The sequence below is a fragment of the Uliginosibacterium sp. 31-12 genome, from assembly GCF_030548425.1.
GTDB lineage: Bacteria > Pseudomonadota > Gammaproteobacteria > Burkholderiales > Rhodocyclaceae > Uliginosibacterium > Uliginosibacterium aquaticum.
The window spans coordinates 284,941-308,075 of the sequence record NZ_JAUOOA010000006.1 but is presented as its reverse complement, the minus strand read 5'-3'; the positions used below and the strand labels follow the sequence as shown (position 1 = coordinate 308,075).

Below are 23,135 nucleotides of genomic sequence, written 5' to 3'. Positions count from 1 at the left end.
CAGCCGGCGGGGCCCGAGGTGGCGTGGGGCGCATGCGGCTGAAGCCGCACCTACGACAACCCACCCATCTCCGATCAGTGTCCCGTAGGGCCGGCTTCAGCCGGCGGAGCCCGAGGTGGCGTGGGGCACGTGCGGCTGAAGCCGCACCTAGGGCAACCCCACCCAGAGCCACCCCGTGACCGCCCTCAGGCGTCCCGCCCCTCGGTCTGCGGCACGCTACGGCGCTGCGGCTGCGGCAGATCGAAGCCCATCCGCGAGAGCAGGCCATCCTTCAGGATGAACTGGTGAAACAGCGCGCCGCCAATGTGCAGCACCAGCGCCCCGCTCAGCACACAGGCCCCCACCACATGCACCGTGAACGCAAACAGCGACACGATCTCCGCCGGGAACGCCTCCCCGCGCAGGGCAATCAGCGGCAGGCCGGTCTGCAGTGCCATCGCTGCGCCGCTCACGATCATCGTCAGCACCAGCAGATCCAGCCCGCGGTGCACGATCCCGGCCAGCACATCGGCCCAGCCCATGCCGGACGAAAGCTCCGGCAGGCGCTTGCTGCGCCGCCGCCAGAACAGGCGCAGCAGGGTTCCGCCGCAGATCAGCACCCCCACGCTCATGTGGCGCAGGGCCGAGGCCATCTTCTCCGGATCATCGTCCGGAATCTGCGACATGATGAAAGTGCTCATCACCAGCGCGGCGGTGACCATGAGTGCCACGGCCCAGTGCAGGACCCGGATGACCAAATGATGTCGTACTGCTTCCATGATTCTTCTTCCTCGTCTGAATGGTTCAAAGTCGGAGCCGTCACACACGGAAGGAATCGCAGAAGCTACAGACACACCGGGGCCTCAAAGCGGAATGAGGCCCCCGAAAAAAGGCATGAGAAAACGGGAATGGGCGGCGCTCATTCCCTTCAGGAGCAGGAAGCTCCTGATTGCTACAACGGCTGGGGAGGGCGCCGGCGGCCTGTCATCCTGCGCAGCGGGTTCAGGCAGAACCGGCCGGCACGCAATTCCACCTGATTCGCTACGACTGGCAGTACCAACTCCTGGCCGGGAACCACGGTGATTGCCATGCATGCATGGTGAACAGCACCGCCCTACACCATGCAGCCACCATGCCAGAAGCCATGCCCGATGGCTTATACCCCGCCTGCGGGAATCTGCATGAGCCGGAAACGGCCACGGCACAAGGCTTGCGGGGATGATGATGGCGTGCAACGAGACCGGTTCTGGCCTCTGTAGTGACAAGAGCGGGCCGGCCAGCCCCTCAGGCTTCGGCGTCAGGCGCCGGATGCTTGTCGCCAAGCCGACAGGCTTGTGGCAAAGCCACCTGGGCAACGAACGGAATTGTCGGCATTCACCCACGGAAGCCCTGCCAATACTGGACTCCAGCCCGCTTGCGGCAAGCCACAGGCACCCAGCCGCGTATCGCATGTGGCTGGGCGAAATCCGAAGTTGCCCGCCCGAGATATTGCGTCGTTTGCCCTTTCGTACAGATCTGGAAGTATTCTTCACCTCCTGAGCGGGGCAAATAGATCCCGCCTTCTGAAGGCCCCAACGATGAGTTCCCCACTGATCAGCGCCTACCTGATTTCCGTAGGCATCCTGCTGATGGCCGCTGCACATACGTCGATTCTGGCGCGAGGCATCGGGCATGCGCGCGTGAATTGGTCCTTCGCAGTGGTCTGCGTGGGCTTTGCCGGCTTCCAGTTCTGCAACGCGCTGCAGTATTCAGCGCTGGATCATGAGCGCGCACTGGCGGCGCATCTGTGGGTGAATTTCTTCTCGGTACTGGTGATTCCGCCCACTGCGCTGGCCGCTGCAGCGCTGGACCCGAAGAAGCGTTCCCGGAAGCCCTTTCTCTGGCTCACAGGCTTTGCACTGCTAGTGATCGCCTACAACTTCCTCACCCCTTACGGCTACCGCTTCCTTGCGCTGAAGCAGGACGCACTGGCGAGTCTGCCTTGGGGCGAAAGCATCCGGGTGATCCAGGGCCCGGCGAGTCTGGTGTACCAGGCGACACGCCTGGTTTGGCTCATCGTATTGGCCTACGTGCTGAGAGTGGCTTTCGAGCGGATGCGCATGAAGGACCGGCTCTCGAGCAGGCTGATCTGGGTCGGGCTGGCGATCATGCTGGTGACGCTGGCGCTCTCGAGTCTGTCCGATTTCGGGGTGATCAGCCTGCCCCATCTTGGCGGCTTCGGTTTCGTGTTTCTGGCGGGGACGTTTTCGCTCGTGGTGCGCAAGGAAATGCGCGTGCGCGAGTTGCAGGAAAAACACAATGCCCTGGCCTTGGCCAGGGAGGTGCAGGAGAGGCTGCTGGCCGATGCACGGGCGGATCAGATCCTGCATCACGACGCGCTGACTGGCCTGCCGAACCGGGCCGGTTTCATCCAGCGCCTCGAACACGCCATTGAGCAGCACGGATCTGCTGAAACGAAGATTGCCGTGCTGCTGTTTGATATCGACCACCTCGGTGCGGTGAAGGGCACTCATGGCCTTGCCACCGGCGATGAGCTGTTGCTGCAGGTGAGCCAGCGCCTGCGTGCCCGGATCCGCGACCGCGATGTATTGGCCCGCTCCCGCAGCGATGGCTTTGCGCTGATAGCGAGCCGGATCAAGGCCAAAACGGGCGTCAGCGTCTTGTGCGAAAAGCTCAGCGGCATGCTGGCCGAAGCGGTGGAACTAGAAGGCCAGCACTTCAAGCTCAGCGCCAGCATTGGCCTGGCGATCTATCCGGATGACGCAAGCAGCGCTGGCGAGCTGCTGTCTGCCGCCGAGCTGGCCCTGCACGAGGCGAAGAGCGCCGGGGTGAGCCAGATCCGCAGTTTCCACCCGGCGTTGAAAGAGAATTTCCGCCAGCGTATCGGCCTCGAATCGGCGCTGCGCGAAGCGCTGGATCGGAAGCAGTTCTTCCTTTGCTATCAGCCGCAGGTGAGCGCCAGCACGGGCCGCACCCTGGGCATGGAAGCGCTGCTTCGCTGGCAGCACCCGGAGCTTGGGCTCGTCTCCCCGCTGCATTTCATTCCGCTCGCCGAGGCCAACGGCTTGATCAGCCACATCGGCGCCTGGGTGGTCGACACCGCCTGCGCCCAGCTCGCAGCCTGGCGGCAGGCCGGGCACGCCGATCTGCGCATGGCGGTGAACCTCTCGGCCACCCAGTTGCTCAACCCTTATCTGGAAGACACCTTGCTCGGCGCCATCGCCAGTCATGGCCTGGTGCCGGCCGATCTGGAGCTGGAAATCACCGAATCCGTGCTGATCCAGGATCCGGATCAGACGGTGCTGCGCTTCAACGCCCTGCGCAAGCTGGGTCTGCGCCTCTCCATCGACGACTTCGGTACCGGCTACTCCTCGCTGAGCTACTTGCGCGTGCTGCCGGTGCAGGCCTTCAAACTGGATCGCAGCTTTGTGGAAGGGCTCGGCAAGGACGAAACCAGCCTCGAAATCTGCGCCAGCGCGATCCGTCTGGCGCAGAACCTGAACCTCGATATCGTGGCCGAAGGCGTCGAGACCTCCGCCCAGGCCGAGTGGCTGCGCACGCTGGGCTGCCCGATCTTCCAGGGCTTCCTGTTTGCACGCCCGCTGATGGCGGAAGCGGCCACCGCGCATCTGGCGCAGGAGCGTGCCGGGGGCATCACGGCAGAGGCGGCCGGCACGGAACTTCCCCGCCTGCCTTCAGTGTTGGCGGCGCAATCCCACTCCGGCTTGTCTGCCTACAGGGCTCGCCTCTGACGCATATCGCAACGGGTACCGGGCGTGTCCGCTTTGGCGCTGCAGGCTGCTCAGCAGTGCTCTGCGTAGCGCAGGTCCGAGAGCCTGCGGCGCTCGGCCGCCCAGTGATCGCCCATGGCTGCGGAATGTGGCTGGTGCAGCAGCGAATCGAGGCGCTGGATATCGGCCCATAGCGCCTGACACCGCGCCGCACGCGACGGCTGTGGTGCAGGGGACGGGGCGGTCACGGCGGTGCGCGTCGCTTCCGCAGCCTGGGCCTGCTCCAGTTCGGCCAGCTGCTGCTGATAAGGCTTGGCGGGCGCGATGCCGGCGGCCGCCGGCGCCGCATTCACCGGCCTCACTTCAGCGCTGGTGGCGCAATCGCGCTCCGGCTTGTCGGTATACACGGCGCGCCCCTGGCTCATGCAGCGATAAGTGCCGGGCGCATAGCGTGGCGCAGCCGGTGCGGGCGGTGGTGCCAGCAAGGCGGGTTCGGGCAGGGCGCTGTGCGGATTCGCCATGGCCGTAGCAGGAGGCGGCAGGGAGACTTCCGGCGATGCAGGCATGCGCCCCAGATATTCCAGCCCCAGCAGCGCCGCCAGTGGCACTGCAATGGCCCCGACAATCGCCCACACCCGTGCGGAATCTTTTCTCATGGATTGAATGGCGAGCAGCTTGAAAAACCGTGGATCGTTTGGCGTAGGGCGGAGTGCCAACTCCGCCATTTTTATTCAGGCATGCGGTGGAGTTTCACTCCACTCTTGCACTCAGTTATTGGGCGTCAGGTTGAGCGTAGGGTTCGGGGCGGCAACAGGACATCCGCCCACTTAAACTAACGACGAACAAGCGCTCCGATAACGATGATGATAAGGCCGACTGGAACATATACGATCAGACCAAATGCGGATAAGTAATGCCATAAGAGAACTGTGTCGCTGCTAAAAAGCGATCGATGTGTGACCATAAAAAAGAAGATGGCAATTGGACCGAGCATTACTGTCAGGCCACCACCAATTAGCCAATTGCCAAGTGCGCGGCGTTTAGGGCGTACCTGTGCAACGTCGGACTGTGCCGGCGTCTCGCAAGAGCGGCATTTCTCAGTCTGCGGCAGATTTGTATCTCCGCAGTTTGAGCATTTCCATCTGTGTGTTGGCATAGGCCCCCTAACGAGGGTGTAGAAAAACTCTGTTTTTCAAAACCCGATGCAAATGCCTTGGCACATTGACCCTTCCTGAGGCCGGGGTCGTCGATTCTGGTGCGTTCTGGATGGTCGATTTTATGGCCAATTTTGCGTCCGTGCCGAAAGCTGGTTTTTCTATAGTCTCAACGCTTGACGTGACGGCCGTCGTAGTTGCGAAGCCGCGAAGGGAACCTACAAGTGCAGCGTGTGGATGGCCCCTTCGACGGAATTTTAAATTTTATTGGCGATGCCAAATGGAATGTGAACCATTGGAATATCACCCTCAGGGCTTTGAAGATGACTTCGTTGATCATCAAAAAACATGTGTGGACGAAGAATTGTAAGTATTCTGGATTTTTCCATTCCACCTAAGAAAAATGAAGCATCGGCAGATACACCCCAGTTTTTTAGTGTTGTTACTACCCGCTCGTGGTTTGGTGCATTTCGTGCGGTAACAATTGATATCCTAAGTATTCTTTGGTAGTCGGGATCATCTTTTAGCCTTTTATCTTCAAGCTTTTGCATAAAAGATAATTTTTTGAAAAGATCTGCTAGAGGTCCTGGCTTGTGTGGTATTTCTCGTTTTTGAGTTTCGTGTGTTTCAAACTCAGATAGATCATTATTTTTCTTAAAAACTGCTTCAGACTCATCATCTGCAATGACTCCATCAAAGTCAAATGCAACTCGAAGTTGATTGTCTGCTTCATCGTCCGTTGCTATTGACGGCAATACTACCCCTGCCGGGAATTTCGCTTCAATAGCTTTTCTTACATCCTCTTCATTGCCGCTTAGAAAAAGAGATGCATTAAATGCGGGGATGTATTCATAGGGAGAGCTGCCAGTCATGAATGCTGCTCTGGAGATATTTAATCCATAGTGCCGAATTGATCTGAATACACGCAATCCTGTTTCAGGTGAGTTTCTTGATAGCAGTACCACTTCTACCGGAAGTTGCTTTGGAAAAGCATTATTAATACCAAGAAAACGCCTAATGAATGGGAATGCGACGCCTTTTTGGAATGGATTGTCAATATTTTCTTCTTGATGCTTCCTGTATTCCTCAACGCCTTTAGATAAATAAATTTCGTGCGACTCAGCCAAATCAAATAAGGCACTTGATGCCACGCCGATTACTAGCTTTCGATCGATAGGATAGGCCATAAAGTATAACGTTTGACGTGAGCGGTCGTCATAGCGGCGAAGCCGCGAAGGGCGACCAAAAGCGCAGCTTGTGGGCGGTCCCTCTCGACGGAGTGGTTAGCGCTACGAGTTGGATAAAGTATCCCAACCAACCTTGAACAAATAAGAAAGTGCCTTACTCGCCAGATCGGAAACCTGCGATTTGGCCGCGGATCTGACGGCTTCAGAAAGCTCCTGGCCTATAGACTTTCCAGCGGACAGGGAATCGATTGATGCTGGAACCACCTTGAGTATTTCTAATGCTTTTGGGCTCAAGGTAACAAAGGCATTGCGTCCTAACTGAGTGACGCTTACTGAGCCAATCAGGTAGCCTGTTTCGTATAACCAATTGACAGTTTCATAAACAAGATCAAGCTCCTCACGTACGTCTTGAATTGCTCCGTCGCGAAGATAGCGCCCTGTCCAGCTTCCGCTGTTGTTGTAAGTTTCTGCGCATTGTTCAGCACCAATTAACTTAACGAAATCGATCTTATGTCTGCATGGAAACTCATCATGCAGGAGCGCGAACACACAGCCAACGTAATAGTTAAATTTATCGAAATTTTTTTGCATGCAATGCTCGCTAGTTACTTACGCTAACGTGAAGTGGACCCCAAAGCGTCCGTTTACTGGCTTATTGGTCAAAACGACCTGAATTCTTAAGTCATTTTTTACTAATACGAAAAACGAGGCCAGACCTTTGCTTTGCCATCAGCGCTCATTCCGCCAGCGCATGAGCCACCGCCAGCCCCCGATCCAACAACCCAATCAGCATCATCCCCAGCGCATTCCGGCGTCAATTCCATTTCCTCTAAAAGTGTGAGAAATATCAAATCCGCCGACAATTTTCTTGCCATCGGCATTGGACGCGCCCCTTGCGCGATGGCATCCGGATCGGCTCGAGGGCCTATCCCGTACAGTTAAAACCCGATCAAGACCGCTCAGGCGCTGGAGCCGCCGGGGCTGCGTTCTGCCTGGCTTGCACTGCGCCGGGAGCTCGCCCGTCTGGCCGGCGATGTTGCGTCGTTCGCCCTTTCGTACGGATCTGGAAGTATTCTTCACTTCCTGAGCGGGGCAGATAGATCCCGCCTTCTTAAGGCCCGAACGATGAGCTCCCCACTGATCAGCGCTTATCTGATTTCCGTTGGCATCCTGCTGATGGCCGCTGCGCATGCGGCGATCCTGGCGCGGGGCAGCGGGCATGCGCGCGTGAACTGGGCGTTCGCAGCGATCTGCGTGGGTTTTGCCGGCTTCCAGTTCTGCAATGCGCTGCAGTATTCGGCGCCGGATCACGAGCGCGCGCTGGCGGCGCATCTGTGGGTGAATTTCTTTTCGGTGCTGGTGATTCCGCCGATTGCGCTGGCGGCTGCGGCGCTGGATCCGAAGAAGCGTTCGCGGCAGCCGTTTGTGTGGCTGATGGGCTTCGTGCTGCTGGTGATCGGCTACAACTTCTTCATGCCTTATGGCTACCGTTTCTATGCGCTGGACCCGGACAAGCTGCTGACCCTGCCCTGGGGCGAGAGCATCCGGATGATTCAGGGCCAGGCGAATCTGGTGTACCGGGCAGCGCGTCTGGTATCGCTGATCGTGATGGTCTACACGCTGGGGGTGACTTTCGCGCTGATGCGCATGAAGGATCGGCTCTCGAGCACGCTGATCTGGATCGGGCTGGCGATCATGCTGGTGACGCTGGCACTTTCGAGCATGTCCGATTCGGGGGTGATCAGCGTGCCCTACCTCGGCGGCTTCGGTTTCGTGTTTCTGGCCGGTTCGTTCTCGCTGGTGGTGCGCAAGGAAATGCGGGTCCGCGAGCTGCAGGAGAAGCGCATTGCGCGGGCCCTGGCCAAGGAGGTGCAGGGGCGGCGGCTGGCCGATGCGCGGGCCGATCAGATCCTGCATCACGATGCGTTGACCGGCCTGCCGAACCGGGCTGGCTTCATCCTGTGCCTCGAAAACATGATCGCGCAGCACAGCCCTGAGACGAAGATCGCAGTGCTGCTGTTTGATATCGACCGCCTCGGCGCGCTCAAGGGTACCCACGGCCTCGCCACCAGTGATGAGCTGTTGCTGCAGGTGAGCCAGCGCCTGCGCGGCCGGATCCGTGACAGCGATGTGCTGGCCCGCTCGCGCAGCGATGGCTTCGCGCTGATTGCCAGCCAGATCAAGACGGCCTCGGGCGTCGGGGTGTTCTGCGAGAAGCTCCGCGGCACGCTGACCGAGGCGGTGGCGGTAGAGGGCCAGCACTTCAAGCTCAGCGCCAGCATCGGGCAGGCGATCTATCCGGATGACGCGACAAACGCCGGCGAGCTGCTGTCCGCCGCCGAGCTCGCCCTGCATGAGGCGAAGAATGCCGGGGTGAGCCAGATCCGCAGCTTCCATCCGGCATTGAAAGAGAATTTCCGCCAGCGTATCGGCCTCGAATCGGCGCTGCGCGAAGCGCTGGAGCGGAAGCAGTTCTTCCTCTGTTATCAGCCGCAGGTGAGCGCCAGCACGGGCCGCACCCTGGGCATGGAGGCTCTGATCCGCTGGCAACACCCGGAGCTGGGCCTCGTCTCCCCGCTGCATTTCATTCCGCTGGCCGAGGCCAACGGCTTGATCGGCCATATCGGCGCCTGGGTGATCGACACCGCCTGCGCTCAGCTCGCGGCCTGGCGGCAGGCGGGGCATGCCGATCTGCGCATGGCGGTGAACCTTTCGGCCACCCAGTTGCTCGATCCCTATCTGGAAGACACGCTGCTTGGCGCCATCGCCGGCCATGGCCTGGTGCCGGCGGATCTGGAGCTGGAGATCACCGAATCGGTGCTGATCCAGGATCCGGAGCAGACCGTGGCGCGCTTCAACGCCTTGCGCCAGCTGGGCCTGCGCCTGTCCATTGATGATTTCGGTACCGGTTACTCCTCGCTGAGCTATCTGCGGGTGCTGCCGGTGCAGGCCTTCAAACTGGATCGCAGCTTTGTGGACGGGCTCGGCAAGGATGAGACCAGCCTTGAAATCTGCGCCAGCGCGATCCGTCTGGCGCAGAACCTGAACCTCGAAATCATCGCCGAGGGCGTCGAGACCCAGGCCCAGGCCGAGTGGTTGCGCGCGCTGGGCTGCCCGATCTTCCAGGGTTATCTGTTTGCGCGCCCGCTGGTGGCGGAAGCGGCCACCGAGCACCTGGCGCGGGAGCGCGCCGACGGGTCGGGCGAGGCGGGCGAGCTGTTGCTGCCAGGCTTCGGGCCGGCGCCCTTGCTGCCATGAGGCGGGCGGTGCGCAGTGGTTTCTTCCGGCACGGCCTGGTGGGCGTGGCACTGGCCGGGCTGCTGCTGGGCTGTGCGGCGCTGCCGCCGCAATCGCCGCCGAGCTTGCCGGGCGTGGCGCGCAGCGTGCCGGCGCTGGAGAAGAAGGATGGCGGCGTGTTCCTGCGCAAACATGCGGCCTGTTTGCAGCAGACGCAGCGTGGCGATGTGGAGCTGCTCTTCCTCGGCGATTCGATCACTGAAGGCTGGGCGAAGCAGCCGGCGCTATGGCAAAAGCATTACGGCGCCTGGCGCACGGCCAACTGCGGGGTGGGCGGCGATCGCGTCGAGCATGTGCTGTGGCGCCTCGACCATGGCTTGCTGGCCCAGACTCGGCCGCGTGTGGTGGTGCTGATGATCGGCACCAACAACAGCGCTTCGCAGGGCGCGGATTACATTGTGGCCGGCATCCAGGACATTCTCGCCACGCTGCAGGCGGGCTCGCCGCAGAGCCGGGTGCTGCTGCTCGGCGTGCTGCCGCGCGGGCCGCGCCGCAATGCCGATGGCAGCATGGATGACGGGCTGCGGCGGATGGAAGTGATCCGCGCCGTGAATGCGCGCCTCGCGCAGCTTGATGATGGCCAGCGCCTGCGCTATCTGGATATCGGCGAGCGCTTTCTGGTGGAGGGCCGTATCCCGCCCGAGCTGATGCCGGATCAGCTCCACCCTGGCACACGTGGATATGCCATCTGGGCCGATGCGATGCAGGGCCTGCTCGACGAGATGATGGCGCAGACGCGGTAGCGGCGCCTTCAGCCGCGTTTGGCCTTACGCAAGGGGCATGCGCCTCAGCCTATGAGTGCGCGCAGGCCGCTTGCCAGCGCGTCGAACACCACCTTGCAGCGTGGGCTGTTGCGCAGATCGGTGTGCATGGCGACCCAGGTTGGCAGTTCTATGCTGATCTGAGGCAACAGCGCCTGCAGCTGGGCATCGCGGCGTGCCACGCCGTGCTGGCAGAAGCCGATGCCGGCGGCGGCACGGAGCAGGGCGAGCTGGCCAAGGTCGCTGTCGCAGCGCAGGGCGAAGGCTTCGCGCCGCCATTGCGCGAAGCCTTTGCCGGCGGCCCGGATGAAAGGGGTTTCGAGATCGAAGCCGATCAGGTCGTGCTGCGCCAGCTCGGCCACGCTCGCCGGCTCGTCCTTGCGCGCGAGGTAGTCGCGGTGGGCGTGCAGGCCCACGGTCACACTGCCGACGCGGGTGGCGAGGAGTACATCCTGGCGCGGCGGGGTCATGCGTACGGCGATGTCCACCTCGCGCTGGACGAGATCCTGCACCCGGTTGCTGAGCACCAGCTCGATCTCGAGTTCGGGATGGGTCTGGCGCAGGCGGGCGAGGATCGGTGGCAGCCATTCGATGCCCATCACTTCGCTGGCCGAGACGCGCACCGCGCCGCGGACGTTTTCGCCCAGGCCGCTGGCCACGCGCTCTAGCGAGGCGGCAATGCTGTGCATGGCTTCGATGTGGCCGCGCAGGGCAGTGGCGGCATCGGTGGCGGCGAGGCCGGTCTGCGAGCGGGTGAACAGCGCCACGCCCAGTTGCTGCTCCAGTGCCGCGACTTGTCGCCCGAGGGTGGGCTGGGTCAGGCCCAGCGCGCGGGCGGCGCCGGAGAGTGAGCCTTCCTGCAACACGGCGAGGAAGCTGCGGTAAAGATCCCAGGGGATGGCGGTAGTCATGCATAAATGTATAGCTGCGCTACGCATTCAGGCAATTTCCGTTTGATCCGGTGGCGCCCAGAATGCAGTGCATCGCAAGTCTGCGAGGCGAACAGGAGCGGCGTGATGGACAAGAACGAAACGGCAGGGAAAGGCGAGATGCCCCAGCGGGCGCTGGTGCTGGGGGCTTCGGGCGGGGTGGGCGGCGAGCTGGCGCGCGAGCTGCTGCGGGCGGGCTGGCAGGTGCGTGGCCTCAAGCGCGGGCTGGGCGTGCCACGCCTGTTGCGTGACGGAATTGAATGGCTGGACGGCGATGCGCTGAAGGAGGCCGATGTGTTGTCTGCCGCTGAGGGTTGCGCGGTGATTGCGCATGCGGTGAATCCACCGGGTTACCGCAACTGGGGCGAGCTGGTCTTGCCGATGCTGGCCAATACGCTGGCGGCGGCGCGTCAGCAGGGCGCCACGATCCTCTTGCCGGGTACGGTGTACAACTATGGTCCGGACACTTTCCCGCTGATTGCGGAGGATGCGCCGCAGGCGCCGATCACCCGCAAGGGGGCGATCCGGGTCGAGCTTGAGCGTCGTCTGCAGGCGGCGGCGGAGGCCGGCGAGCTGCGGGTGATCATCGTGCGGGCCGGCGACTTCTTCGGGCCGCAGGCGCGCAACAGCTGGTTTTCGCAAGGCATGCTGAAGCCGGGGCGGGTGCCCAGCGCCATGCAATGGCCGGGCCGCCCCGGTGTGGGCCACCAGTTCGCCTATCTGCCGGATGTGGCACGCACGATGCGGCGTCTGCTCGAAGTGCGCGAGCGCTTGCCGGCCTTCAGCCGCTTCAACATGGCCGGTCACTGGGATCCGGATGGCCGTGCCCTGGCGCAGGCGGTGTGCCGCGTGTTGCAGCGCCAGGGGCTGGCCGTGCCGCAACTGAAAGCCTTTCCGTGGTGGCTGATGCGGCTCGCCGCGCCCTTCGTGACGACGCTGCGCGAGCTGCTGGAGATGCGCTACTTGTGGCAGACCGAAGTGCGCATGACGAACGCGCGTCTGCTGGAAGTGCTGGGCGAGGAGCCGCATACCCCGCTGGACGAGGCCATCGAGGCGACGCTGGCAGGCATGGGCTGCCTGGCGCAACGCTGAGAGTGGAGGGGCGGGCACTGCCTGTCGGGCCGGGCGAACCGTCCGGCTCGCTGCGCCAGAAATGCGCAATCCTGGTCAAGACAATGCGGAGATCTGGTCATAAGGTCGCCGGGCAGTTCCCAAAACCACAAGGGCATACGCCCGCGATCACGGAGACGATCAATGCACACAACTCATTCCCTGCGCTTCCTGGGCAGTCTCATGCTGGGCTTCTCGGCGGCGGCTTCGGCCGGCACCTATTACGTGGCCCCGGGGGGTAGCGATACGGCGGCCGGTACCCAGGCCGCTCCCTGGAAAACGCTGAGCCGCGCCCAGACCAGTGCCGTGGCGGGTGACACCGTTTACGTGCGCGGCGGCACCTACACCATCAAGACCGGCGTGAACAGCTGCGCCTCGCAGACCGATGTGGTCAATGCCATCCTGCTCAACAAGAGCGGGGCTACCAGCAATCCGATCAAATACTGGGCCTACCCCGGTGAAACGCCGGTCTTCGATTTCAGCAAGATGACGGACAACTGCCGCGTGAAGGGCATCAACCTCAGCGCCTCGTGGGTGCACCTCAAGGGGCTGGAGATCAAGGGCGTGCCGCAGGGTAACTACCTGAACCACGAATCCTGGGGCGTGTGGGTGAATGGCAGCCGTAATGTGCTGGAGCAGCTGAATGTGCACAACATCATGGGGGCCGGCGTGTTCATCCAGAACGGCGGTTACAACCTGGTGCTGAACACCGATTCGCACGATAACTACGATCCCAAAACCTCCAACGGCGCCGGCCAGAGCGCGGACGGTTTCGGAGCTCACATCAAGGCCGGCAATCCCGGCAATGTGTTCCGCGGCTGCCGCGCCTGGAACAACTCCGATGATGGCTTCGATCTCATCAACGCCTATTCCAGCGTGACCATCGAAGATTCCTGGGCCTGGTCGCACGGTTACCTGCCGGGCACCACCACTTCGCTGCCAGCCGGCAACGGCAATGGCTTCAAGATCGGCGGCTACGGCGGTGTGTATGTGGCCGGCGCGCCCAAGCACGTCGTGCGCAAGTCGGTAGCCTTCAACAATAAGGCCAGCGGCTTCTATGCCAATCACCACCCGGTGGCGAACGACTACTTCAACAACACCGGCTACAACAACGGCATCGATTTCAACCTGCTCGGCATTGATTCCAGTGGCGCGGCGGTGAACCTTGGCACCCTGCGCAACAACATCGCGTACAAGGGCAGCCTGCTGGCCAACAACGCGGGCGTGAACACGCGCTACAACAGCTGGGATGCGGCTACCGGCGTGTCCGTGTCGGATGCGGATTTCCAGTCGGTGTCGACCAGCGGCTGGGATGCCGCCCGCCAGTCCGACGGCAGCCTGCCGGTGTTGAGCAAGCTGCGCTTGGCTAGCAGCAGCGACCTCATCAACAAGGGGGGCGACGTAGGCCTCAGCTACACCGGCTCTGCACCGGATCTGGGCGCCTTCGAGCGCTGAGCGGGACGTTCGCAGGGGCGGTTTCAGACCGCCGGGCGCGGGTGGGCTGAAGCCCTACCCGCGCCCGCTGTGGCACAAGCGGCCGTGTCTTCAGGCCGCCTGGTGGGTGCTGCGGAAACCGCGCAGGAAATTCTCGATCAGCATGTGGCTCATGGCCTCGGCATCCTGCCCGCCAGCGAGCTCCATGCGCTGGCTGATCTTGAGCAGGCAGATGCCGTGCACGCTGGCCCACAGTACCCGCGCGGCCTGCTCCACTTCGGTGGCACTGGCCCGGTCCGCCAGCGGGGCGAGCGCCGCTTCGACCAGCCCGAACACCTTGCCGACTTTCTGCAGGTGGCTCGCCGGCAGGGCACCGCCTTGTGCCGCGATGTATTCAAAAAGCATGTTCCAGCGCGGTGCGTCGTTTTCGGCATAGGCGATGTAGGCGCGTGCCAGCGCGAACACGGCTTCCTCGGGGCGGGTGGAGGCGCCGCTGCGCGCCTGCAACCAGGCGTAGAGCTTGTCCAGCGTGCGCTCGTTCACCTGGCGCACGACGTCGTCGAGGTTCTCAAAGACGAGGTAGAGGGTGCCCACGGTGTAGTCGATGGCGGCGGCCAGCTTGCGTGCCGAGAGGCCCTTGTAGCCCTCGGCGACGACGATGCGCTCGGCTGCATCCAGCGCCATCTGGTGGATTTCTTCCCTGCTGTGATCGTTACGCCTGGCCATCCTGGCTGTCTCCGCGTGGGTGCTGATGTCGTTGGAGAAGATTTTACCTGTTTATTGAACGACGTTCATTTGTGTGTTACAAACGAATTTGAACGGTGTTCAATTGAGCTTGGGTGCGTTGGCTGGTGCGCCCCGCAAATGGACAGGTTCTTTTTTCAGGCCGTCAATTGAACGGTGTTTATTATGCGAGGCGAAGATGAACATGATCCGGAAGAGTCGCTTGGGAATGTGGCGGATGCTGATCCTGCTGCTCAGCATGCTGGCAGGAACGATGGTGCAGGCGGCGGGCTTGCTGACCCCTGTTGATGGCAGCAAGCCGCCGCTTGATCTGCGCGAGCAGCATGTGAAGGTGGTGATCGAGGATGGCTTTGCAGTCACCACGGTGGAGCAGGTGTTCCATAACCCGCATGACAAGGATCTGGAAGCGATCTACTCCTTCCCGGTGCCGGAGCATGGCGCGGTGGGCGAATTCACGCTGTGGATCGACGGCAAGCCGGTCACCGGCGAAGTGCTGGAGAAGCAGCAGGCCCGCCAGCTCTACGAGCAAGAAAAAAAGGCCGGCCGGGATGCCGGCCTGACCGAGAAGGACAGCTACAAGACCTTCGACATCAGCGTGGCGCCGGTGCGCGCCGGCCAGGACACGCGCATCCGCCTCGTCTATCTGCAGACGGCGGCCGTGGATACCGGCATCGGCCGCTATGTGTATCCGCTCGAAGAGGGCGGTGTGGATGAGCAGAAGCTGGCTTTCTGGACCGCCAATCCGAAGGTGAGCGGTAGCTTCAGTTTCAACCTGCACCTCAAATCCAGCTATCCGGTGGATGGCATCCGCGTGCCGAACCAGGGCGCGGCGCAGGTGAGCCAGATCGGCCCCGGCGAATGGAAGGTGAGCCTCAGCAGCCAGGGCGCTACTGGCCCGGCCACCAGTGAGAGCGGCAAGCCGGCCAGCGCTTCTGCGCCAGCGGCTTTCAACCCGCAGAGCGGCGGTGCGGCCTTTTCGCTGGACAAGGATCTGGTGGTGTACTGGCGCCACAAGGCTGGCCTGCCGGGCAGCGTCGATCTGGTCACCTACAAGCCGGATGCGGCTAAGCGTGGCACTTTCATGCTGACTGTGACGCCGGGTGACGACCTCAAGCCGATCACCGAGGGCAGCGACTGGATTTTCGTGCTGGACGTGTCCGGCTCCATGACGGGCAAGTACGCCACCCTGGCTGATGGCGTGCAGCGCTCGCTGGGCAAGCTGCGCCCGAATGATCGCTTCCGCATCGTGCTGTTCAACGAACGCGCCACCGAGCTGACCGGGGGCTACGTGAATGCCACGCCGGAGATGGTCAAGCGCTACAGCGCCGAAGTGGCCGCGGTGCGCCCGAGCAGCGGCACCAATCTCTTTGCGGGTCTGCAAGTCGGGATGGACGCGCTGGAGGCCGACCGCACCAGCGCCATCGTGCTGGTTACCGATGGCGTGGCCAACGTGGGTGAAACCGCGCAGCGCAAGTTCATCGAGCTGATCCAGAAGAAGGATGTGCGCCTGTTCACCTTCATCATGGGCAACAGCGCCAATCGCCCGTTGCTCGAAGCGCTGACCCGTGCCTCCAACGGCTTTGCGATCAGCATCTCGAACAGCGACGACATCGTCGGCCAGTTGCTGACGGCGGTGAGCAAGGTGAGCCACGAAGCCCTGCACGGCGTGCAGGTGAAGATCAACGGCGTGAAGACGGACGACCTCACCCCGGCCCAGATCGGCAGCCTCTACCGTGGCCAGCAACTGGTGCTGATCGGCCACTACTGGGGCGACGGGCCGGCCAAGGTGGAGCTCACTGGGCGCGTTTCCGGCAACCCGAAAACCTACCGCACCGAATTCGCTTTCCCGGCGAAAACGGCTCAGCACCCGGAGCTGGAACGCCTGTGGGCCTATGCTTCGATCGAAGCGCTGCAAGCCGAGATGGCGGACTTCGGCGAGAAGGCCGACCTCAAGCGTGCGGCCACCGATCTGGCCCTGGAGTACTCGCTGGTGACCGACTACACCTCGATGCTGGTGCTGCGCGAAGACCAGTTCGCCGCCAACAAGATCGAGCGCCGCAATCAGGCGCGCGTGGCGGCGGAGGACGCGGCGCGCCAGCAACGCGCACAGGGTGGCCCGGTGTCGCGCCGGGTCGATACCCAGCAGCCGATCAGCCAGGCTCCGCGTGCCAGTCACAGCGGTGGGGGGAGTGGCGGCGGTGCGCTGGATGGCTGGAGCGTGGCTGCGCTGTTGGGCCTGCTGGTCCTGAGCCTGCGTCTGCGCCGCGCGGCATGAGCGAGTCATCCCTTTCGCAAGCAGAGCCGGGCTGGCGTGGCTGGCCCTGGCTCAGTGCCCTCGGGGTGGCGCTGGCCATTCTGCTGTGGCTGGGCTTCGGCCCGGCCCCGGCGGCCCTGGTGTATGACCGGGGCGCCATCGCCGATGGCGAGTGGTGGCGCCTCCTCACCGCGCACTTCGTGCATAGCGATGGCGGCCACGCGCTGTGGGATATCAGTGCGCTGGCGATCATCGGCAGCCTGATGGAAACGCACGGCCGCTGCCGCATGCTGGCCGCCGCCGTGCTCGGCCTGCTCGCAGTGGATCTCGGCCTGTGGTTCGGGATGCCGGAGCTGGCGCGCTACTGCGGCCTCTCCGGCATGCTGAATGGATTGTTCGTGGTGGCGCTGGCCGACCTGTGGTGGACGCACCGGCATCCGGTGTTCGTGCTCGCAGGCTGCGGGCTGGTCGTGAAGCTGCTGCTGGAGATCAGCGCCGGTCAGTCCCTCGTCGTTAGCACCGCCTGGCCCAGCGTGCCGTTGATGCATCTGGCAGGTGCTCTGGGCGGACTGTTGCTGCTGTGGTGGCGGAGCCTGGTGGTGTGCTTGCGCTGGAGCAGGCGGCTGGAACACCCCGCCTGAGGTGGCGGACGTATTGGCCGCAGCCTGCGTCCAGGCGAGCGGAGGTTTGACGCGTCATGTGTTGTGGCCGAGCATCCGGCACATGCCACATGAGGCAGCCCGTGCAGAGGGAGAAGTCGGCCTGTCTGCCCATGAATCAGGAGTATCAGATGGGTCGCGCAGCCTTCGTCTTGTTCGCTCTGCTGATGGGGCAATCTGCCCAGGGCTATTCGCCACAAGCAGGCGACATCGTTTTTCACACCTCCCTGTCGAGTCAGAGCAGAGCCGTGCAGCTGGCGACAAAATCCCGCTACAGCCATATGGGGATTGTGCTGTTCCGCAATGGACAAGCTTTTGTCCTTGAGGCGGTACAGCCGGTCAGATACACCCCCTTACAGCAGTGGCTGGATCGAGGAAAGGACCGCCGCTATGTCATCAAACGGCTCAAGACCCCCTGGTCGGAGGCGGCCATCAAGAGGTTGCAGCAGGACAGCAGGCACTATGAAGGCAAGCCTTATGACCTCGCCTTCGAATGGTCTGACAACCGGATCTACTGTTCCGAACTGGTGTGGAAACTCTACAAATCGGCGGCCGGAATTGAACTGGCGCCGCTGTCGAAACTGGGCGACTTTGATCTCAGCCACCCTTCGGTTCAAACCAAACTGAAGGAGCGCTATGGAAACAGACTGCCGCTTGCCGAGCCCGTCATCGCGCCGGCAGCCATCTTCGAATCTCCGCTGCTGAGGACCGTCAGTGAGCGATAAACGCTGCGCGCCGTCGCCGGCTAGCCGCCCCGCCGCGAGGGCGCCAGCGGACGCCCTGCAGGCATTGTTCATCCACGGCATGGGGCGCACTCCCTTGTCGGGATGGCGGATGCTGCGCACGCTTCAGGCGAACGGAATCGCAACCGGCACATTTGCTTACTCGACTGCGCTGCAGGATTTTGAACAGATCTCCCGCCGGCTCTCCGAACGCATTCAGATGCTCGCCGCCAGGGGCGATTACATCCTGATCGGCCATTCACTGGGAGGCGTGTTGCTCCGTTCGGCACTGGCTTCGCTCCCGGCCGCCACGCGCCAGCCTCTGAGGGTCTTTCTGCTTGGCTCTCCCACCCGGGCTGCGCGTTTGGCCCGGATGCTTGAACGCAATGTCGTCTTCCGGATCGCGACCGGTGATTGCGGCCAGCTGCTGGCTTCAGATGATCGGATGGGCGCCCTGTCGCCGGTGGCGGCGCCCACCACCCGCATCTGCGGAGATCGCGGGATCGCGCTGACTTCACGGTGCTTTGGCGGCGAGCCCAACGATGGCGTGGTGGCGTGTGCAGAAACTTCAGCGCCCTGGATCAACGAAACCGTCCTGATGCCGGTCGTCCACACCTTCCTGCCCTCCAGCGCGCAGGTGGCGAGGATCATTCTGCTTTGCACGAGCGAAGACGCCGCCCGCTGAGTGAGCTTTTCCAGATCATGCTACGACCTGTTGCCCGGCGCGGATGAGTGAGCTCTGCGTGCAGCGCAGGAAGCGCGGGCGTCGATCTGCTGCACAGCTGGAGCAGGCTGCGGCACAATCATTCCGTGAGCAGGTTTTTCAGCCCCGCAGCGTGAAAGGAATTGCCATGGATATCTATATGCAGGCCGCCATCGAAGAGGCCGAGAAGGGGCGTGCCGAGGGCGGCATTCCGATCGGTTCGGTCCTGGTGCATGAGGGCCGCATCATCGGCCGCGGGCACAACCGCCGGGTGCAGCAGGGCAGTGCGATCCTGCACGGCGAGATGGATGCGCTGGAAAATGCCGGCCGCTTGCCGGCCCGTGTCTATCGCGAGGCAGTGCTCTACACCACGCTTTCACCCTGTCCGATGTGCAGCGGCGCGATTGCCTTGTATGGCATTCCGAAGGTGATCGTGGGTGAGAACGAGACCTTCATGGGCGAGGAAGGCTGGCTGCGCGCGCGTGGGGTCGAGGTGGACGTGCGCCAGGACGCACGCTGCGTGCATCTGATGCGCGAGTTCATCGCGGCGTGCCCGGAGCTGTGGAACGAGGATATCGGGGTATAGGAGGCAGGCAAGGGGCGCGCTCGCGCGCCCGTCTGGCCTTCACTCAGCGCGGGTAATAGCCGTAGGGCGAGGATGAGGACTGGCTGCTCGGGATGCCGCCTGAGGTGCGCCGGTTATCCCGCTCGAGCTGGCGCAGATAGGCCTGCTCCTTGGCGAGGCGATTTCTGGCATCGCTTTCCTCCCGCCGGCGCAGGGATTCCTGCTCGCTCTGGAGGCGTTGCTGGGAGCGCTGGGCGGCGAGTTCTTCGCGGCGTTGCTGGGATTCCTGGCTGGCGAGGTTGCGGTCCACTTCCCGGCTGATGCTGCGGGCTTCGGATTCGAAGCGGCGTTGCTCGGCCAGGCGGCGCGCCTCTTCCTGTTCCTGAGCGCGGCGCGCATCGCGCTGGGCGGCCAGCTCTGCGGCTTCGGCGCGTGCCCGGGCTTCGTCCTCCAGCCTTTGCTGTTCCAGCTTCAGCACTTCGGCGGCCACGCGTTGCCGCTCGAGTTCGACCTTGTGGTTGAAGTAGAAGTAGCTGCCCACGCCGATGGCTAGCAGGATCACGGCCGCCCACTTGAGGCCATTGCCAATGCCTGCTTCTGCTTCGACCGGCGTATAGCTGTAGGCCACTTCCTGCGCAGGCGGATTGCGGCGGGCGTCGTAGCGCTCACGGCGCTGCGGATTGGAGAGGGTCTGCCAGGCGTCCTTGATCAGATTGAAGTGGGTGTCCGGATCCAGTGTGTCCGACTTCAGCTTGCCTTCCAGATACCTGGCTTTCAGCCGGTCATAGGCGGATTCGATGGCATCGGCCGAAGCGCTCTGGCTCACTTCGAGCAAATCGTAAAGCGTCTTTTCCTGGGGCATGTGCAGACCTGTCTGGCTCAAGAAGTCGAGATGCCCTGCGCAGGTGCTTCCGGCGGGCACTGAAGGATTCGGTGTTTGCCGTGAATATATCGTTTTCAAGCCATCAACATGCGGCGCAATGAGGCCTGAAAGGCGGAATTTTTCCGCCTTTCAGGCGGATTCTGCGGCCTCAGGCGAAGCGCTGCTGGAAATCCGTGATCAGCGCATTCAGCACATGCGGATCGGTGCAGGCGTGGTGCAGCTTGGCGGCCATCGGGATCAGCAGGCGGCCGCCCTGCTCATAGCGCTGGCCGAAGTAGAAGCCGGGCTGACACTGGATCCGGCTCTGGCGCCAGTGCAGGCTCAGCCCGCTGAAGCGCAGCTGCGGCAGATTGCCGATGAAGCAGGCCGCGAGAAAGGTGGTTTCTGGCAGGCGCGGCAGTTCGCCACGCCGGGCTGCGTCGAGCTGCTGGCGATAGTGCCCGGCAAAGTCGGCAAGGCTGAGGCGGGTGGTGTTCTCGAGCAGCAGTTCGGTGAAGCGCTGGGCGCCGCCGATGGCCACCGGCACCACGATCGGGGCATTCTCCAGTACCCACCATTCGGTATGAAACCGGCGTAGCTGGAAATCGGGCTGGCCCTGCATCGCCTGGGCCAGATGCCAGATGAGGAAGGAAAAGAAGCTCAGGCCGGCAAGGCTTTGCGCGCGATAGGCGGCATGTGCTTCAGTAACGTCCAGCTGCAGGGTGATGTCGACGAAGGGGTCCTGCGCCACCGTCTCGTCAGTGAAGAAATCCAGCGCCCAGTCGAGATAGCCCTCGCGCTCGGCGCTGCTCAGCGGGCGGGCGGACCAGGCTTGCAGGCTGTCCGGCGGGAGGGGTGGGGTCTGGTTCATGGTGTCCAGGAGGAGAAGTCGCGGGCTGCATTCTCGCTCATGCGCCGCAATTGCGCGGCGCTGGCCTGTGGGGGGAGGATCGGCAGCCCAAAAAGGCGACGATTCTGCTCAAGGCAGGATGAGGTGCTGCCGTGAATACATGCTTCCCCGTATGTTCAATTCACCGCGTACAGCCATGACTCTCCGCTCCCGCCTGATCCTCTTCGTCACCGCACTGGTGACGGCCATCATCCTGATCCTGTCCACCGCGGCCTATCTGCGCATGCAGGAGGAGATCACCAACGGGGTCGAGCGTGAGATCCAGGCTGCTGTGGTGGGCAGTGGCGAGGCGCTGAGCCGCTGGGCCGTGCAGCGCAGCGACGCGATCCAGGCCGCAGCCAGCCATGTCAGCAGCAGCACCGAACCCTATCTGCCGCTCCAGATCGGCAAGGAGGGCGGGCGTTTTGACCAGACCTTCGCGGGCTTTGCCGACAAGCGCATGCACTATCACAACCCGGAGAAGAAGCCTCCCGAAGGCTATGACCCGACCTCGCGCGCCTGGTACAAGAAGGCCAGTGAGGAGAAAACGGCCGTTCTTACCGCGCCCTACGTGTTCTCGTCGACCAAGAAACTCGGCGTGACCTTCGCTGCGCCGGTGCTTGAGAATCAGAGTGTGGTGGGGGTGGTGGGCGGCGATATTGCGCTCGAAGACATCATCAAGCTGACCCAGGACATCAAGCTCAACGGCGAGGGCTATGCCTTCCTCGTGACGCGTGACGGCAAGATCGTGGCGCACCCGGCCGGCGAAAGCACGCTCAAGCCAGTGAGTGAGATTCTGCCAGGGCTGGCGAGCGAGGATCTGCTGCGCCTTGCCGGCGCCCGGAAGCTGGAGGAGATGCAGATCAATGGCCGTGCCAGCCTCGTCAGCATCACGCCGGTCGCCGGTACGGACTGGCTGCTGGGAACGGTGATCGACCGCGACAAGATCTTCGCGCCGCTCAAGGGCATGCTGGTCTTGCTGCTGGCGCTGGGCGTGATCCTTGGCGGCGTAGCGGTAGGCGTGGCGAATCTGGCTCTGGCACGTCTGCTGGGAGGCCTCAACCGCCTGCGCGATGCGCTGATCGAGATCGCCTCTGGCGGCGGCGACCTGACGCGCACCCTGCCGATCGCGCATCGCGATGAAATCGGCCTCACGGCGGAGGCCTTCAACCGCTTCACGGCGAGCTTGCGCGAGATGTTCCTCGCCGTGCGCGAGCAATCCACCCAGATGGGGAGTGCCGTGCACAGCCTTGAGCAGGCGACCCGCACCTTGTCGACCGATTCGGTGAAGCAAGCAGATCTGTCGACCTCGACGGCAGCGACGATCGAAGAAATCACGGTGAGCATCAACCACATCGCCGATAACGCCCAGGAAGCCGAGCAGACCGCCATCAATACGGGTCGCATCTCGCAGGAATCGGCCACCGCCGTGGATGAACTGGCGGCCGGCATCGACCGCATCTCCGGCTCGGTCGAACAGCTCTCGGCGACGCTCGGCCGCCTTGGCACCAGCTCCACCCAGATCACCAGCATCATCGGCGTGATCAAGGAGATCGCCGAGCAGACCAATCTGCTGGCCCTGAATGCGGCCATCGAGGCGGCACGCGCGGGCGAACAGGGGCGGGGCTTTGCCGTGGTGGCTGACGAAGTGCGCAAGCTTGCCGAGCGCACCGGCAAGGCCACCGTGGAGATCGGCCAGCTCATCGAATCCAATCACCGCGAGATCGCTTCGGCGCTCGATGACATGGACAGCACGCGGCGCTCGGTGGTGGAGGGCGTCAGCACCTCGCACCAGGTGGCGCAGCGCATGGGCGGCATCGATGCGCAGATGAACCAGGTGGTGCGCGGCATCCGTGACATTGCCGAGGCCACCCGCGAGCAGTCGGCCGCCACCAACGAGATGGCGCGGGCGGCGGAGCAGGTGACGCGGATGACCACCGAGACTGACGTGGCCGTCCAGTCGGCCGCGGGCAATGCCGCGCAACTGCATCAGCTCTCGCAGCAACTGCAGGCGTTGGTCGCCCAGTTCCGCTTGTGAGGCGGCCGGGCGTTCTGCCACAGGGCGGCGCGCCCATCCTGAAGCAGGCGTTCGGGCCCTGGAGGCGGCAGAACACAGCGGTGGATGCGTCGCAGCGGCTGAGCCGCAGGCCTTTTT

Annotated in this window: 19 protein-coding genes; 11 read left to right on the top strand and 8 right to left on the bottom strand. The window is 63.0% G+C overall.

Going from position 1 to position 23,135, the window contains the following annotated elements; all coding sequences use genetic code 11:
• Positions 1-185: 185 nt before the first annotated feature.
• Positions 186-758 carry a cytochrome b gene (locus tag Q3Y64_RS13550; RefSeq protein WP_303562592.1) on the bottom strand — a complete coding sequence of 191 codons (573 nt, stop codon included), beginning with the start codon at positions 756-758 and terminating at the stop codon, positions 186-188.
• 798 nt (positions 759-1,556) lie between these two features.
• Here Q3Y64_RS13550 and Q3Y64_RS13545 point away from each other — a divergent pair.
• Positions 1,557-3,731 (top strand): bifunctional diguanylate cyclase/phosphodiesterase, encoded by a 2,175-nt coding sequence (locus Q3Y64_RS13545; protein ID WP_303562590.1) that lies wholly within the window; start codon positions 1,557-1,559, stop codon positions 3,729-3,731.
• Between the two features lie 50 nt (positions 3,732-3,781).
• Here Q3Y64_RS13545 and Q3Y64_RS13540 read toward each other — a convergent pair whose 3' ends face one another.
• From Q3Y64_RS13540 to Q3Y64_RS13530, 3 genes are all read right to left on the bottom strand, one after another.
• Positions 3,782-4,366, bottom strand: coding sequence for a hypothetical protein (locus Q3Y64_RS13540; RefSeq protein ID WP_303562587.1), 585 nt, complete (start codon positions 4,364-4,366; stop codon positions 3,782-3,784).
• 755 nt (positions 4,367-5,121) lie between these two features.
• Positions 5,122-6,051, bottom strand: coding sequence for a 5'-nucleotidase (locus tag Q3Y64_RS13535; protein ID WP_303562585.1), 930 nt, complete (start codon positions 6,049-6,051; stop codon positions 5,122-5,124).
• A 102-nt stretch (positions 6,052-6,153) separates the two neighbouring features.
• Positions 6,154-6,642 carry a hypothetical protein gene (locus tag Q3Y64_RS13530; RefSeq protein WP_303562584.1) on the bottom strand — a complete coding sequence of 163 codons (489 nt, stop codon included), beginning with the start codon at positions 6,640-6,642 and terminating at the stop codon, positions 6,154-6,156.
• 534 nt (positions 6,643-7,176) lie between these two features.
• On the opposite strand from Q3Y64_RS13530, the gene Q3Y64_RS13525 reads away from it, so the two are divergent.
• Together Q3Y64_RS13525 and Q3Y64_RS13520 are read left to right on the top strand one after the other, a co-directional pair.
• Positions 7,177-9,309 (top strand): bifunctional diguanylate cyclase/phosphodiesterase, encoded by a 2,133-nt coding sequence (locus tag Q3Y64_RS13525; RefSeq protein WP_303562582.1) that lies wholly within the window; start codon positions 7,177-7,179, stop codon positions 9,307-9,309.
• An 8-nt stretch (positions 9,310-9,317) separates the two neighbouring features.
• On the top strand, positions 9,318-10,091 hold the full coding sequence (locus Q3Y64_RS13520) for a GDSL-type esterase/lipase family protein (protein WP_303562579.1): 774 nt from the start codon (positions 9,318-9,320) through the stop codon (positions 10,089-10,091).
• 44 nt (positions 10,092-10,135) lie between these two features.
• On the opposite strand, the gene Q3Y64_RS13515 is transcribed toward Q3Y64_RS13520, so the two are convergent.
• Positions 10,136-11,020: a LysR family transcriptional regulator gene (locus Q3Y64_RS13515; RefSeq protein WP_303562578.1), complete on the bottom strand. Its 885-nt coding sequence runs from the start codon at positions 11,018-11,020 to the stop codon at positions 10,136-10,138.
• A 105-nt stretch (positions 11,021-11,125) separates the two neighbouring features.
• On the opposite strand from Q3Y64_RS13515, the gene Q3Y64_RS13510 reads away from it, so the two are divergent.
• The gene (locus tag Q3Y64_RS13510; RefSeq protein ID WP_303562577.1) at positions 11,126-12,130 is read left to right on the top strand and encodes an NAD-dependent epimerase/dehydratase family protein; all 1,005 of its coding nucleotides are present in this window, start codon (positions 11,126-11,128) and stop codon (positions 12,128-12,130) included.
• A gap of 162 nt (positions 12,131-12,292) precedes the next feature.
• Positions 12,293-13,603 carry a right-handed parallel beta-helix repeat-containing protein gene (locus tag Q3Y64_RS13505; RefSeq protein ID WP_303562576.1) on the top strand — a complete coding sequence of 437 codons (1,311 nt, stop codon included), beginning with the start codon at positions 12,293-12,295 and terminating at the stop codon, positions 13,601-13,603.
• A gap of 90 nt (positions 13,604-13,693) precedes the next feature.
• Here Q3Y64_RS13505 and Q3Y64_RS13500 read toward each other — a convergent pair whose 3' ends face one another.
• Complete coding sequence (locus Q3Y64_RS13500) at positions 13,694-14,308, bottom strand: TetR/AcrR family transcriptional regulator (RefSeq protein ID WP_170022286.1); 615 nt, start codon at positions 14,306-14,308, stop codon at positions 13,694-13,696.
• Positions 14,309-14,510: 202 nt separating this feature from the next.
• Here Q3Y64_RS13500 and Q3Y64_RS13495 point away from each other — a divergent pair, with 202 nt between their 5' ends.
• The 5 genes from Q3Y64_RS13495 to Q3Y64_RS13475 all read left to right on the top strand — a co-directional run bounded on the left by Q3Y64_RS13495 (position 14,511) and on the right by Q3Y64_RS13475 (position 19,250).
• A complete protein-coding gene (locus tag Q3Y64_RS13495) occupies positions 14,511-16,601 on the top strand; it encodes a VIT and VWA domain-containing protein (protein WP_303562575.1) in 2,091 nt (696 codons plus the stop codon).
• Entirely contained in the window at positions 16,598-17,221 is a 624-nt protein-coding gene (gene rrtA / locus Q3Y64_RS13490) for a rhombosortase (protein WP_303562574.1), read from the top strand. Before Q3Y64_RS13495 ends, rrtA begins: the two co-directional genes overlap by 4 nt.
• A 149-nt stretch (positions 17,222-17,370) precedes the next feature.
• On the top strand, positions 17,371-17,964 hold the full coding sequence (locus tag Q3Y64_RS13485) for a YiiX family permuted papain-like enzyme (RefSeq protein ID WP_303562573.1): 594 nt from the start codon (positions 17,371-17,373) through the stop codon (positions 17,962-17,964).
• A gap of 64 nt (positions 17,965-18,028) precedes the next feature.
• Positions 18,029-18,646 carry a hypothetical protein gene (locus Q3Y64_RS13480; RefSeq protein ID WP_303562572.1) on the top strand — a complete coding sequence of 206 codons (618 nt, stop codon included), beginning with the start codon at positions 18,029-18,031 and terminating at the stop codon, positions 18,644-18,646.
• 166 nt (positions 18,647-18,812) lie between these two features.
• The gene (locus tag Q3Y64_RS13475; protein WP_101940736.1) at positions 18,813-19,250 is read left to right on the top strand and encodes a nucleoside deaminase; all 438 of its coding nucleotides are present in this window, start codon (positions 18,813-18,815) and stop codon (positions 19,248-19,250) included.
• A 43-nt stretch (positions 19,251-19,293) separates the two neighbouring features.
• Here the strand turns inward: Q3Y64_RS13475 and Q3Y64_RS13470 are convergent, their stop codons facing one another.
• Both Q3Y64_RS13470 and Q3Y64_RS13465 read right to left on the bottom strand, forming a co-directional pair.
• The gene (locus Q3Y64_RS13470) at positions 19,294-20,091 is read right to left on the bottom strand and encodes a DnaJ domain-containing protein (RefSeq protein WP_303562571.1); all 798 of its coding nucleotides are present in this window, start codon (positions 20,089-20,091) and stop codon (positions 19,294-19,296) included.
• A gap of 169 nt (positions 20,092-20,260) precedes the next feature.
• Positions 20,261-20,962 carry a CatA-like O-acetyltransferase gene (locus Q3Y64_RS13465; RefSeq protein ID WP_303562570.1) on the bottom strand — a complete coding sequence of 234 codons (702 nt, stop codon included), beginning with the start codon at positions 20,960-20,962 and terminating at the stop codon, positions 20,261-20,263.
• A gap of 175 nt (positions 20,963-21,137) precedes the next feature.
• Between Q3Y64_RS13465 and Q3Y64_RS13460 the strand changes: the two genes are divergently transcribed.
• A complete protein-coding gene (locus Q3Y64_RS13460; protein ID WP_303562569.1) occupies positions 21,138-23,018 on the top strand; it encodes a methyl-accepting chemotaxis protein in 1,881 nt (626 codons plus the stop codon).
• Positions 23,019-23,135 lie beyond the last annotated feature (117 nt).